General features: G+C 39.3%; 16 protein-coding genes, 1 pseudogene and 1 riboswitch. Of the genes and pseudogenes, 13 read left to right on the forward strand and 4 right to left on the reverse strand.

Annotated features, from left to right (window positions below; genetic code table 11):
- The first annotated feature begins 37 nt into the window (after positions 1–37).
- The 4 genes from ACWATA_RS04770 (at position 38) to ACWATA_RS04785 (ending at position 3801) form a co-directional block, all read left to right on the forward strand.
- A complete protein-coding gene (locus ACWATA_RS04770; protein ID WP_473049601.1) occupies positions 38–1723 on the forward strand; it encodes a DUF6044 family protein in 1686 nt (561 codons plus the stop codon).
- A 12-nt stretch (positions 1724–1735) separates the two neighbouring features.
- Positions 1736–2725, forward strand: a complete 990-nt coding sequence (locus ACWATA_RS04775) for a glycosyltransferase family 2 protein (RefSeq protein WP_048019921.1) — start codon at positions 1736–1738, stop codon at positions 2723–2725.
- 107 nt (positions 2726–2832) lie between these two features.
- Positions 2833–3273, forward strand: a complete 441-nt coding sequence (locus tag ACWATA_RS04780; protein ID WP_473049602.1) for a YozF family protein — start codon at positions 2833–2835, stop codon at positions 3271–3273.
- 81 nt (positions 3274–3354) lie between these two features.
- The gene (locus ACWATA_RS04785; protein ID WP_028415070.1) at positions 3355–3801 is read left to right on the forward strand and encodes a GNAT family N-acetyltransferase; all 447 of its coding nucleotides are present in this window, start codon (positions 3355–3357) and stop codon (positions 3799–3801) included.
- Positions 3802–3813: 12 nt separating this feature from the next.
- Here ACWATA_RS04785 and ACWATA_RS04790 read toward each other — a convergent pair whose 3' ends face one another.
- The gene (locus ACWATA_RS04790; protein ID WP_033579886.1) at positions 3814–4110 is read right to left on the reverse strand and encodes a hypothetical protein; all 297 of its coding nucleotides are present in this window, start codon (positions 4108–4110) and stop codon (positions 3814–3816) included.
- A 121-nt stretch (positions 4111–4231) separates the two neighbouring features.
- Positions 4232–4333: riboswitch (SAM riboswitch) on the forward strand.
- 63 nt (positions 4334–4396) lie between these two features.
- Between ACWATA_RS04790 and ACWATA_RS04795 the strand changes: the two genes are divergently transcribed.
- From ACWATA_RS04795 to ACWATA_RS04810, 4 genes are all read left to right on the forward strand, one after another.
- On the forward strand, positions 4397–4741 hold the full coding sequence (locus tag ACWATA_RS04795) for a hypothetical protein (protein ID WP_230624677.1): 345 nt from the start codon (positions 4397–4399) through the stop codon (positions 4739–4741).
- A 100-nt stretch (positions 4742–4841) separates the two neighbouring features.
- On the forward strand, positions 4842–5000 hold the full coding sequence (locus ACWATA_RS04800; RefSeq protein WP_016765258.1) for a DUF1540 domain-containing protein: 159 nt from the start codon (positions 4842–4844) through the stop codon (positions 4998–5000).
- Between the two features lie 315 nt (positions 5001–5315).
- Positions 5316–6719: an alanine permease AlaP gene (alaP, locus tag ACWATA_RS04805; protein WP_224980516.1), complete on the forward strand. Its 1404-nt coding sequence runs from the start codon at positions 5316–5318 to the stop codon at positions 6717–6719.
- 240 nt (positions 6720–6959) lie between these two features.
- Entirely contained in the window at positions 6960–7799 is an 840-nt protein-coding gene (locus ACWATA_RS04810; RefSeq protein ID WP_034270652.1) for a GNAT family N-acetyltransferase, read from the forward strand.
- A 29-nt stretch (positions 7800–7828) separates the two neighbouring features.
- On the opposite strand, the gene ACWATA_RS04815 is transcribed toward ACWATA_RS04810, so the two are convergent.
- Complete coding sequence (locus ACWATA_RS04815) at positions 7829–8227, reverse strand: GNAT family N-acetyltransferase (RefSeq protein ID WP_034270649.1); 399 nt, start codon at positions 8225–8227, stop codon at positions 7829–7831.
- 112 nt (positions 8228–8339) lie between these two features.
- On the opposite strand from ACWATA_RS04815, the gene pdxR reads away from it, so the two are divergent.
- Together pdxR and ACWATA_RS04825 are read left to right on the forward strand one after the other, a co-directional pair.
- Positions 8340–9749, forward strand: coding sequence for a MocR-like pyridoxine biosynthesis transcription factor PdxR (gene pdxR / locus ACWATA_RS04820; protein WP_049166046.1), 1410 nt, complete (start codon positions 8340–8342; stop codon positions 9747–9749).
- A gap of 22 nt (positions 9750–9771) precedes the next feature.
- Positions 9772–10281, forward strand: coding sequence for a hypothetical protein (locus ACWATA_RS04825; protein WP_034270643.1), 510 nt, complete (start codon positions 9772–9774; stop codon positions 10279–10281).
- A gap of 61 nt (positions 10282–10342) precedes the next feature.
- Here ACWATA_RS04825 and ACWATA_RS04830 read toward each other — a convergent pair whose 3' ends face one another.
- Both ACWATA_RS04830 and ACWATA_RS04835 read right to left on the reverse strand, forming a co-directional pair.
- Entirely contained in the window at positions 10343–11062 is a 720-nt protein-coding gene (locus ACWATA_RS04830) for a poly-gamma-glutamate hydrolase family protein (RefSeq protein ID WP_034270640.1), read from the reverse strand.
- A gap of 55 nt (positions 11063–11117) precedes the next feature.
- Positions 11118–11216 (reverse strand): annotated as a pseudogene (locus ACWATA_RS04835) (class I SAM-dependent methyltransferase); the annotation flags it as partial.
- Positions 11217–11321: 105 nt separating this feature from the next.
- Here ACWATA_RS04835 and ACWATA_RS04840 point away from each other — a divergent pair.
- The 3 genes from ACWATA_RS04840 (at position 11322) to ACWATA_RS04850 (ending at position 13468) form a co-directional block, all read left to right on the forward strand.
- A complete protein-coding gene (locus ACWATA_RS04840; RefSeq protein ID WP_034270637.1) occupies positions 11322–11984 on the forward strand; it encodes an MgtC/SapB family protein in 663 nt (220 codons plus the stop codon).
- A 275-nt stretch (positions 11985–12259) separates the two neighbouring features.
- Complete coding sequence (locus ACWATA_RS04845) at positions 12260–12901, forward strand: NAD(P)-dependent oxidoreductase (RefSeq protein WP_224980515.1); 642 nt, start codon at positions 12260–12262, stop codon at positions 12899–12901.
- Between the two features lie 72 nt (positions 12902–12973).
- Positions 12974–13468, forward strand: coding sequence for a GNAT family N-acetyltransferase (locus tag ACWATA_RS04850; RefSeq protein WP_098113626.1), 495 nt, complete (start codon positions 12974–12976; stop codon positions 13466–13468).

Consider the following 13468-nt stretch of genomic DNA (forward strand, 5'->3'; position numbering starts at 1 on the left):
CTTTTAGTCATTATGAAATGGAAATAGGTGTTAACAGATGAAGAAAGAAACAGCTATGAATAAAGAAAAAACATTGCTTATTATCGCTTTCCTTTTGCTGCTTGCGTATGTATCTCCTATGTTTTTGCTTGGGGAAAATTCACATATACGCGTGCATGATAATTTAGACTCAAATATTACGTGGTATAAAGTTCTGCATCGAAGCGGAGAGCTGTTTGGCTCCAGTCATGCCGTATTACCTCAAATTATTAACGGATTGCCGAGGAATACGTTTGGAACAGAATTTAGCGGTATCCAGTGGCTGTATGGTGTATTCCCGACCATGCTTGCATACAGCCTGAGTCAAACGATCACGCGCGTATTTGCTTTAATTGGAATGTATTTATTATTAAAAAAGCATTTTATTAAAAGCAAGGATGCGTATGCGATTCGAGTGCTTGTATCGCTTGCTTTTGCACTTACGCCATTTTGGCCTTCGGGCATGCTGAGTACATTAGGACAGCCGCTAGCGCTGTGGGCGTTTTTAACCATTCGAAACCGCGAAGGAACGTGGAAGGAATGGCTTACACTTTTACTGCTCCCGTTTTACGCGAGCTTTGTGCTCGGGTTTTTCTTCTTTTTAGCAGCGATGGGGCTGCTATGGCTAAGAGACGTAGTAAAAAAACGAGCGTGGAATATTCCTTTTTTAAGCAGTATTGCAGCGATGACTGCTGTCTTTCTGCTCATTGAATACCGACTTGTTGATTCGCTTTTATTTCCGGAGGCCCCGACGAGTCGAAATGAATTTTTAAGCTCTACTCTAAGCTTTGGACATTCCGTTCGCCTTGCTTTGAAGAACTATACGCTCGGGCATACGCATGTAATGACGCTTCATACTTTTGTCATTTTACCGCTTTCTTTTGTCGTATTGTGGTTTGTTGCTCGAAATCGCAAGGAAAAGCTTGACAAAACGTTTTTGCAGTTATTTATTCTTAATCTACTACTGTCGATTTGGTATGCGTTTTGGTTTTATAAAGGTTGGGAGCCGCTAAAAGAAAAATATCAGCTTTTTAATACGTTCAACTTTGCTAGATTTCACTTTTTACGCCCGCTCATTATTTATTTGATGTTTGCCGTTGGCAGCTATGTTTTATGGAAAAGGAGCAAGGCGTGGAAAAAGTTTGTGTGGGTATGTTTGATTTTACAGCTGCTTGTGTTATTTATAGCAAATCCTGAACTTTACTATCGCTACAATCACGAGCCTTCAGTCAAAGAATTTTATGCTGTGCATCAGTTTGATGAAATAAGCAGATATATTGGAAAACCTAAATCATCTTATCGCGTATCGAGCATAGGGCTTCATCCATCAATTGCTCAGTATAACGGCTTTTATACGCTAGATACGTATAACAACTTCTATCCGTTAACATATAAACATGAGTTTCGCAAAATTATTGCCAAAGAGCTTGATAAAAATAAAAAACTAGAAAGCTACTATGATCACTGGGGCAATCGCTGCTATGTGTTTGTTAGCGAGCTAGGTAAAAAATATGATTACCGAAAAGACTCAACGAAAAAAATTCGTCATTTGCAGCTTAATATCAGCCAATTTAAAAAAATGGGCGGTCGCTATATTTTTTCAGCTGTGCCAATTGAAAATGCTGAAAGCGACGGTTTGCACTTTTTAAAAGCATTTAACGATAAACAGTCCGCTTGGAAAGTGTATGTATATGAAGCAAAGTAAGGGGGCAATAACATGAACAGACCTATTTTAACGATCGTGGTTCCATGCTACAACGAAGAAGAAGTATTCACAGAGACGTCTTTTCAATTAACTACTGTAGTAAAAGAACTGATTAATGAACGACTTGTATCAAGTGAAAGCACTATTTTATTTGTAGACGATGGAAGTAAAGACAGCACGTGGTCGCTTATTGAAAAAGAAAGCTGCAGCAATTTGTTTGTAAAAGGGTTAAAGTTAGCGCGAAATGTAGGACATCAAAATGCTTTGCTTGCAGGACTAGAAGCAGCTCATAAGCAATCTGACTGCGTCATTTCCATTGACGCGGATTTGCAAGATGATATCAGCGTCATTCGTACTTTTGTAGAGAAATATTGGCTTGGGTATGAAGTTGTATATGGCGTTCGAGACAGCAGAGAAACCGATACATTTTTCAAACGAACCACGGCAGTAGGGTTTTATCGTTTTATGAACAAGCTAGGAATTCAGCTCGTTCAAAATCACGCTGATTTTCGCCTTATGAGCAAACGTGCTCTTGGTGAACTCATGAAATATAAAGAAGGAAACGTCTTTTTGCGGGGCCTTGTACCATTAGTAGGATTTCGCTCCACGGAAGTCACATATGACCGCAAAGAACGGACGGCGGGTGAGTCAAAATATCCGCTAAAGAAAATGCTCGCTTTTGCATTTGACGGGATTACGTCTTTTAGCGTAGCACCTATACGCTTACTGACGCTGCTTGGAGGAGCTTCGTTTCTCTTTAGTATTTTGTTTGGCATTTATGCGCTGATTCAAAAATATTTAGATCATACGCAAATTGGCTGGACGTCTCTTATTTTATCAATTTGGCTTGTAGGCGGCCTGCAGCTAATGGGAATAGGTCTTGTCGGAGAATACATTGGCAAGATTTTCAACGAAGTGAAACAGCGTCCTAAATATGCGATTGAAAGAGATTTATATACAAAACACTCGTTAGACACACAAAAAGATTTGCTGATGCATTAATTAAGAAGCTTCTCCTGAATGGAGAGGCTTTTTTGTTAAAGTGTTTATCATAATTTTTAAGGTAATAGGAGATGCTACTACTAAAATTTCTAAGGAGATCAAAATCTATGAAAAGACTACTTTATACAGTCAGCACTTTTTGTTTTGTTTGGCTTGCTTTTGCAACCATTCATGTCAGCGCTCTTTCGATTGAGAAACTTCCAATGAAGAAATCATCTGAACAATGGTCGGTCGAACTGACAAAAGCGAGCATGACGGGAGATAATCAGCTAAAGTGGAAAAATAACGTCTATCATACATATGGATTAACCGTTGAAAACATTGGAAAAGACGTAGAGCGTGTGCAGGTCCAAGCTTTTCGGCACGAAGGAAAAAATAAGGCGAAATACAGCTTGTTTTCTCCTATTGGAAGGTCTAACTTAAGCAAAAGCGGTCAGCGTTTTCGCTATGCCAATTTTGCTGTTCCTGGAAAAGCGGCAGGCTTAGACATCATGATTAACTGGACGGATGAACAAGGCAACCATCAAGAACATTTTGAATTTAAATAAAAGTCTTCGCTTAGGCGAAGACTTTTTTTTGCAGGAATTTATCTCTGTATGTGGAAAACGAACACGAAAGGAGAGATTGTGATGATTGCAAAAGCTACTGAAGAAGAAATACAGGAAATTCGGACGAAATCTGCTGATGCGCTGTTTGAAGGAACAACGCATCAGTTTCAACCGTCAACTGAACGCGTAAATGAACTAATTGATAATGCCCTTGAAAAAGGGTGTTATTATTTAGTATCTAGACAAGAAAATAAACTTGCAGGCTGGGTTTTTGTCGGTCCATCTGCCGACTTCTTTTCAAAAGCAGAAATTGGCTTTATCTACGAGTTATATGTTTTACCAGAATACCGCGGGCAAGGTCTAGCCAAGCCGTTAATGCAAAAAGCAATTGATGAATTGTCTATCAAAGGATACCCTGAAATCAGACTCAGCGTTCATGCTGGGAATTTTGCACAGCATGTGTACCGTGAACTTGGATTTGTAGATAAACAAATATCAATGAGCCTACAGGTGGCAAAACGTCCGTAATGTTGGTGAATGTCAGCGAGTCCATAAAACATAAGATGTTATACATGCGATGAGGTTCGGTAATGAAAGTAAAAGTAAATAAGTAGCCCAAACAGCGCCTTTATCTAGTACTTCAACAGCTCCTCTACCTGTATGATCTGAGGAGGGGGGATCTTCAAGTGCGTTCATAATCAAAGCCGCTGCTGCTAAAATAATCCCTCCAATGCTTCCGGTTGTTTTGACAATTGCAATATGGAAAGTAGATGAAAAAGCAATGCTGAGAAGCAGCAGCAAGCTTCCCAAAAAAGCAGATAACATATATCGTTTCATGTGCTCACCATCCTTTATGAAAGCATACCATATTTTACTTCTTTTTTCTTTTTATTGAAAAGCTATTGACATAACATATAAAACATATTAGAATAGTCAGAAATAATTTAAAAACGAAATATTCTTATCTAGAGAGGTGGAGGGACTGGCCCTTTGAAGCCTCAGCAACCACAATTATTGAATGGTGCTAATTCCAGCATAGCCTAGCTCTGACAGATAAGAAGAGGAATCTTTTTCTATGATGAAATCCTCTTCTTAGGAAGAAACATTTCGTATAGAAAAGGTGATGACATTGAAAAATACACAACAGGCGCTAAGCGTTGATGATTATTTAGATCTATACTTGTTAGCAAAAGAACTAAAAGACGAAACGTGGCAGCAGGAAATTTTAGCCGCGCTAAAAACGAAGCAAAATCGTTCATTTGAAGACAAACAATCCGCACTCGTTCAAGAAATATGGGAAGATTTTAAACAGTTAAATGAAGATATTTCTTTTACGTATCGCTTAATTCAAGAAGAGCCAACTAATGAACAGTTTCAAGTTAAATTAAGGAACTTGAGAGAACGGCGGATCACGCTGAGTCGTGAATTATATTTAGCTAAAAAACAGTATGTTGAACACACGCAGTAAAAGGATCCGCTTGATAAACAAGCGGTTTTTTTGCATGTAAATGTTAGAAGCGTTCTATTTCGGGTAGTAAATAGATAAGACAAAAAAAGGAGGGATAACAGTGGCCCAAGGTGTATTATGTGAAGTGAATGAGTGCATGTATTGGAAATCGGGAAATAAATGCAGTGCAGAGTCCATTTACGTTGTGAGTCCTGAAAGTAGTCACCATGTTTCTGAAACGGAAGAACCTGGCTGTAAAACTTTTGAACCCGCGAGATAAATGCTAGTTTTATAAAAAAGCATAAAATGAACGATGCGCTGACGGAGTTGAGTCGGCGTTTTTCTATTTTTTAAAAAATACTATTACTTAGGTGCGATAATAAATACATAGTAAAAAAGCAGTGTCTACGTCTAATTGTGCGTTTAAACAAAATGATACGATAATTTTTTTGTTTTTCGACAAAAGAAAAACGAGAGAAAGGTGATAGAATAAAAATATACAGCCTAGCTGACTTTTAGCATAAATTTATATGAAAGCGCTAACAAAAAGCTGTATTCATCTCGTTTTGACAGATTGGAAAAAGGGGAGACGTTTATGCAGGGGAAAACTCAGGGGAAAGAATTGAAACGCGGGTTAGAAGAAAGACATGTGACGCTGATGTCCTTAGGAGCAGCCATAGGGGTAGGGCTGTTTCTTGGATCTGCATCTGCTATTAAATTAGCAGGGCCGGGAATATTATTGGCGTACGGATTTAGCGGAATGATTATGTTTTTTATTATGAGAGCACTTGGAGAAATGGCGATTCAAAAACCTGTTGCAGGTTCATTCAGCAAGTACGCGCGCGACTATTTAGGGCCCCTTGCTGGTTATCTAACAGGTTGGAACTACTGGTTTTTATGGGTTGTAACATGTATGGCTGAAATTACAGCCGTTGGTATTTATATGGGATATTGGTATCCGGATGTACCAAACTGGATTTGGGCGTTATCGGCGCTTGTCATCATGACAACAGTTAACTTCTTAGCTGTTAAGGCATATGGTGAACTGGAATTTTGGTTTGCACTTATTAAAATTTTAGCGATTGTGTTAATGATTGCCGTTGGATTATTAATGATTGTGTTTGGAATCGGCAACGGCGGCGTTGCGACGGGTATTAAAAACTTATGGGACAACGGCGGGCTGTTCCCGAACGGATTCAAAGGTATTTTACTGTCGCTGCAAATGGTTATGTTTGCATATTTAGGAATTGAAATGATCGGCGTTACCGCGGGAGAAGTGAAAAATCCAGAAAAATCTCTAGCAAGAGCGATTGATTCGGTCTTTTGGCGTATTCTTATTTTCTACGTTGGTGCATTATTTGTCATTATGTCGATTTATCCTTGGCAAGAAATTGGTTCACAGGGAAGCCCGTTTGTATTAACATTTGAAAAAATCGGGATTCCAGCAGCGGCAGGCATTATTAACTTTGTGGTGCTAACAGCAGCTCTTTCTTCTTGTAACAGCGGTATTTTTAGTACAGGCCGTATGCTGTTTAACTTAGCAGAGCACGGAGAAGCTCCAAAAGGATACGGTCAGCTGACAAAAGGCGGCGTACCTGGAAAAGCTGTTTTAGCATCAGCGGGTGCGTTATTAGTCGGAGTAGCGTTAAACTACATTGTGCCTGCCAAAGTATTTACGTGGGTAACAAGCATTGCAACATTCGGTGCGATTTGGACTTGGGGAATTATTTTGCTTTCTCAAATTAAGTATCGCAAAACGCTAAAAAAAGGTGAAGAGGCAAAGTTAAAATACAAAATGCCTTTATTTCCGTTAACGTCTTATGTGTCACTTGCGTTCCTAGCGCTGGTGGTTGTTCTTATGGCGTACAATCCAGATACAAGAATTGCAGTTATTATCGGACCACTATGGTTTATCGGTCTTATTATCGCGTACTACGCAAAAGGATTTCATAAACGAAGTCAAGGTTCAGCTGGGACTGAGCAAAAGCTAGTGAAATGAACGAAAAGACCTCTTTCTTGGAAAGAGGTCTTTTTTCATTAGTTTATGTGCGAATGATTAGTTTTTTTGAAGGGATTATTGATACATATGAATAATGTAGAAAATATTCTATTTATTCTGTACTATTTAGTTAGAGAATTCATTAATGATTAAATGGTAATTGGAAGTGGATAAGTATGGTAGTTTTACGTTTTTTAACGCCACACAGTGCATCGAAAAGTTGGGAGGAAATAGGCAGAAATGATAGAAAGATTTAGTGAAAAAGACATAAAGGGTTTGCTAGTGCTATCTAAGTTGGAAAAATGGGATTATAGCGAAGCGGATTTACATACGATTTTTTCAACTGGAGACGTATTTGGACATAGAAATGAGAAAGGTGACATTGTATCAAGCGTAGCAGTAGTTTTATATGAAAATCAGTCAGCTTTTATAGGAATGGTAATTGTGAGAAAAGATTATCGAAAACAAGGGTTAGCCGGGCAGCTCATGAAGCACTGTTTGCAAATTCTTTCTCCTGAGGTGAATGCCTACTTAATTGCGACAAAAGAAGGTGAGCACTTATATAAAAAAGCAGGGTTCAAAACCGTGGACTATGTAAGTAAATATATAAGCAGTGAATACATACCAAGAGCATTTAAAGCTTCAGGGTTTTATACACGATCCTTAACGAGAAGGGACTTCAAAGAGGTTTTAAAGCTTGATGAAGCAGCATTTGGAGATAATAGAAAGCTATTTTTAAAAAGTAGAATTCAGCAAGCTGAAAAAGCAGTTGTCTTACAAAACGAACAAAATAAAATAATGGGTTATGGTTTAGCGGTTCGTACCCCGAGCAATATCGTGATTGGTCCCGTAGTTGCTCCACACGCTGAAGCAGCAATGCTAGTCATTGATGAACTAGCGAAGAGTTACAAAGAAAAGCTGAGAATTGACCTGTCTTCTCATGAGGAAACGTTAAAGAAACTTGTGGAAAATCACGGATTTCAGCTTCAAAATGAGCCTCCTGTTATGGCGTATGGCGTCAATTCCCTATCTGCTAGACAGGGCAACCTTTTTGCTATAGCAGCTCAGGCGTTTGGATAAAAAGAAAGGAGAAGCTCCTTTCTTCGCGTCTACCGAATTCTCCCAATTTTAAACCCATTATCAATCTGATGAAAGCCGACTTTTGGATAGTAGTTCATTGCAGAAGGAGCGGAAAGTAAAATGAGCGCGGCTTCTTCACCGATTTCTGATTGAACGTGCTTGATGAGCTGTGTGCCGATTCCTTGATTTTGATAGTCTTTTACGACAGCTAAATCCGATAAATAGCAGCAGTAGCTAAAATCTGTTAACGCTCTGGCTATGCCAATGAGTTCGCTGTCTTTCCAAGCGGTAATGGTAAGGGAAGCATGATCAAGCATTCTTTGAATCCGATCAAGATCTTGTGCCGGACGTTTAATACCTGAATGTACAAACACTTCAGCAGCTTGTTCGGCACGGATTGAGACGTTGGTTTTGTAAGTAATGGTCATTGTGTCATCTCCTTGATTTATAAGATATAGTCCAGTATATGAAGAATCTGAACTGAGAATAAGTGTCAGAAACAGTAAATTTAATAGTGTCAGTTAGAAAGGAAAGAACATCATGTTAGAGTTAATGCCTTTGCTCGATAAAAGAAAAGCAGATCCCTTATACATGCAGCTTTATACTTACATAAAAAAACAAATTCAAAAAGGCACCATTCCGCCTCATGAAAAACTGCCTTCTAAACGAAAGTTAGCTCTTCATTTAAGCATTAGCCAAAATACGGTTGAAGCGGCTTATGTACAGTTAGAAGCTGAAGGCTATATCGAGATACTAGCCAGGAAAGGAGCATTTGTAAAAGAGATAAAAAATGAAGTCGTGCTTCAAAAACAGCCTCCCGCCTATGTCTCTTTACCGCAAGAAGAAGGGAAATCAACTGTCATTGACTTTAGCCATGGAAAGGTAGACGTAGAAAAATTTCCGTATAACACGTGGAAAAAGCTAACGGTTCAAACAATTTATCATGATGAAAGCCAGCTTTTTTATAGCGGACATCCACAGGGCGAACTGCTTCTTCGTCAAGAAATTGCAGCGTATCTTTATCATTCAAGAGGAGTGCGCTGCACAGCGGAGCAAATTGTGATAGGTGCAGGTACACAGTACCTCATGTGGCTGCTTTCTGTCATTCTAGGAAAAGAAAAGATAATTGGGTTCGAAAACCCAGGCTTTCACCGAACGAGGCACGTTTTTCAAGAACAAGGCATGTCGGTCGTCCCTATTTCTCTTGATAGTTCTGGCTTGAAAGTGAAGGAACTGAAAGAAAGCGGAGCGGATGCGGTGTACATTACGCCGTCTCATCAATTTCCTGTTGGGATGGTCATGCCGATAGCAAGAAGACTTGAACTATTAGAGTGGGCGGCAGAAACGAATGGCTATATCATAGAGGATGACTATGACGGAGAATTTCGCTATAAAGGAAAACCGATTCCGGCCCTTCAAGGATTAGATCAAGACGATCGCGTTATTTATACGGGTACGTTTTCAAAATCGTTGATGCCTTCTCTTCGAATAAGTTATGCCGTGCTGCCACACCGGCTTCTTACAAGTTATATGAAACACTGTGGACTTTTTAAACAGCCTGTTTCAAGGCTTCATCAGCATACGCTTTTTCTGTTTATGAAAGAAGGGCACTGGGAACGTCACTTGAATAAAATGAGAACAGCATACCGTAAAAAACAAGCGCTGCTGCTAGATTGTTTGACTACTATTATGGGAGAACGTGTAGATGTTATTGGAGAACATTCTGGCTTGCATATTCTTCTTAAGGTAAAAAAAGGAATGAGTGAACAGAAACTAATAGAAGCAGCTGCCAAACAAGGGGTAACGATTTATCCAACATCTATTTATTATCATAGTGCGGGTGAAAACAACACGCCCTATGTATTGCTTGGATTTGCAGGACTGTCTGATGGAGAAATAAAAACAGGTGTAAACCTGCTGTTTAAAGCTTGGTTTGAACAGAAGGATTGAGAGGTACGCTGGGGGGATTTCTATGAAAGTAAAGCGGAAATTGTTTGGTTTATGGACAGGAGAGCTTACGGCAGCTTTACTGTTTGCTGCGCTGTGGATAGGGTACTTAAATGAGTTTTCTCATCTGGCTTTTTATTTAACAACGTTTTCAAGTGTGTATGCTTTTATTATACTTGAGTTTATCCTGTTTCAAGGAAGCTTGTACTGGTTTATGAAATGGAGGCGGGTGAGCCGAAAAGAAGATTCTCATTTGCCCTCCAGCTACATTCAGTTGTTTCTGCTTTTTAAAAAAATGAATAAAATTCTTCTTACGTTAGGTTTAGGTGTACTCATTTACCACTATATGCAGTTAGGGGTTAAGGGACTTGCTTTTTTTCTAGGCCTTTACGCGTTTGCTTGGATTGAATATATTAACTACTATGTGATTAGACTTTCTTATCAAAGTCCAAGTGAAATCAAAGAATTTTTTGAGCAAAAAGGCTTTAAACGATCTATTTTAGCGAGAGAAATAGATAAAAACCAGCGCGTTTGATTACACAGACTGCGCTGGTTTTTTTGTCTGGAAATCAAGGAATAAGGCAAGAGTCGATAAATTAGTGAACTTGAAGGTAAAGGAAAGTTTGATAGGAAGAAGATGCTTCTTGTAAGGAAGTAACAAATGTATAAAAAAGCGGTGTTACATTCATGCGGTTGTTTCTCGACCAGTCATGGTTTGCGAAAAATGATTTTCTTAGTTCGGCTGTGAGTTCAAGCTGCACTCCGGCTTTTAGCAGATTATCGTTCACAATGTTTTGTTCGCTTGTTCCCGCTATGTCAGAAGGAGCTTCACGGACGGTAAAGCCGTTTTTGCGCAGTGATTGCTTCATCAGCTCTTTATAAAGCTGATTTTTTCCACCTATATACACGATAGGCTGACTGCCGCTGTAGCCGTGAATCGTCAAAACGGACATGCTTTGCTGAGCCATTCCTCTAGCCGTCGGTTCATCAAAGTTTTCTGAGGTTATGTGCAGAACTCCGTTGTTAGTGGACTTGATGCCTTCAAATAAATAATAAGAAGCGGAAAAGCGATCGGCGAGTTCTTTGGCAACTTCTGATGTACCTGGTTCAATTCCGCCGCCGTGAATGGCCATAATGGATAAATAGCTAAAGCGCTGCTCGTAGCGAATGTCGTAGTCTTGGTGAAAAATTTCGTGCTGCTGCAGTTCTGCATAGGAAGAGTAATAGTCACCGCTTGCATAAGAAGGAGGGGGAATCAAAAAGCAGTACATCAAACATAGCAAAATGCTTGTACTCCATTTGAATAAACGGTTCATTAATAATCACCTCTATTTATTCTATGATAAATAGAGGTGATTATTAATTTTTTCGCTTTTTGATAAAATGCCAGTTTACTTGAAACTCAATAGGTTCTCGTTCTAACCGTCCCCACTCATCAAATCTGCTGTAATAATCGATAACTTTATCCACTTTGATTAGCCTCCACTTTAAAAATTAGTTATAGTAAATTATAACAAAAATAGAAATAGTTAATAGGTGCATTTGTGAAAAAGTGAAGAGAAAGAAGGAGAAAGAATGACCGCAGCTTTTATTAGTCGTCTAGCCCTATCAGGTTTGTTAGGAGCTTTGGTTGGTTTAGAAAGAGAGTTTAGAGCTAAAGAAGCAGGGTTTCGCACTCATTTTTTAGTTGCTGTCGGTAGCACGCTGATTATGCTAATTTCGAAATATGGCTTTTCAGATGTGCTTCATCAAGATCATATGGCTCTTGATCCGAGCCGGGTGGCCGCACAAGTAGTAAGCGGTATTGGTTTTTTAGGAGCAGGTATGATTATTATTCAAAAGCATCATATTAGAGGGCTCACAACAGCCGCAGGCGTATGGGCAACGTCGGGAATTGGTTTAACCATTGGGGCCGGTATGTATACAGTCGGCATTAGCGCAACTATATTAGTGCTGATTGGCTTAGAAATATTGAACGTAATGTTTACATCTCTTTCTACTCATTCCATTTTAATTAAGTTTCGTGCAGCAAATCAAGAGGATATTTATGAGCTGCTTGATAAGATTGAAAAAGAAAATATTATGATTTCGTCTTACGAAATTCACCAAGATCATCATCAAGGTGAGCTGCTCTATTTTGTTGAAATAAAAGGAAAGGCAAAAAAGAAAGGGAATAAAGTAGAATTGATTAAATCGATTCACTCTATGGCTCACGTGTTATTTATTGAAATTGAATAAGCATTCATTTATTTTTTCAAAAGAGACTGGAAGAAACGTATTTTAGTTGGCGGAACAGGTGAGACCCCGCAGGAGCGTAAGCGACGAAGAGGCTCAGCGGCCGCCCCCGGAAAGCGAAGCCTTGCACGGGAATTAACCTCGGTGTTAAAAGTAATCCATACTAACTCATTTATCCAATTTGTTCTCTCTATCTTGCTTAAACCGTTTTGCTGTGTTTTATCATAGCAAAAAAAGGCTATTACCTAAATATAGAGAATTTTACTGGAGGTTATAAAATGAAAATTGGAGTTGTAGGTGCTACAGGAAAAGCAGGAAGTTTTATCGTGAAAGAAGCTTTAAATCGCGGACATGATGTAACGGCAATTGTACGTGATGCGAGCAAAGTAGAGGAACGAGATGTTCGTACACTTGAAAAAGACATTTTTGATATCACGGCAAAAGATATCGAAGGTTTCGATGCCGTGGTCAATGCGTTTGGAGCTCCCGAAGGAAAAGAACATCTACATGTAGAAGCGGGGCAATCGTTAATTCATGTATTTAAACAAGCTCCGGACGTTCGTCTTCTTGTTGTAGGAGGAGCAGGAAGTTTGTTTGTAGATGAAGAGAAAACGACGCGTCTAGCAGATACGCCTGATTTTCCAAAAGAGTACAAAGCGACAGCTGACAACCAAGCCCAAAATTTAAAAGACTTAGAAAGTACAAGCGATATTAATTGGACGTTCATTAGCCCAGCAGCATTTTTTAATCCTTCAGGAAAACGAACGGATGCTTATAAAACAGGGAAAGATCATGTTATTTTAAACTCAGAAGGAAACAGCCATGTCAGCTATGCGGATTACGCCATTGCAGTTATTGATGAAATTGAGCGAGGAGAGCATGTAAACGAACGCTTTACCGTTGTATCCGACGCTAGATAAAGGAAAAGCCGCTTTATGCGGCTTTTTTTGTGCATGTTATACTATGGAAAAAGAAAAGGAGTCCAGCAGAAAATGGAGAATAAAGAAAACGTAGCACTAACGTTTTATAGTGAAGCCTACGAGTCATCTATACATAGCTATACGCTGCCTGAAGAGCAGCTCATTTACACGGCACTTCCCGCTGAAGCTATAGCTAAGTGTAAGCAGGAAAGAGATAGAACGCCCGTTTTGATTTTGGCAGAAAACAAACTAGCCGGCTTTTTCGTGCTCGACGCAGGGGAAGCCGTTAAAGCATATACCGAGGGATCCGGCGCGCTTTTAATACGGTCTTATTCCATTCATCCTGATTATCAAGGAAAGGGAGTTGGCAAAAAGTCATTGAAACTTCTTCCTTCTTTTATCAACCATCACTTTCGCACTAAAAATAAAGTGGTGCTAGGCGTGAACCATAAAAACACGGCGGCGCAGCACCTATACAAACGATGCGGCTTTGTCGATACAGACCGGCATGTTTTTGGAAGCCAAGGAAAGCAGTTTGTTTATCAGATGAACATAAAAAAAGCTTGA

This window comes from Priestia sp. USM5 (assembly GCF_058323215.1).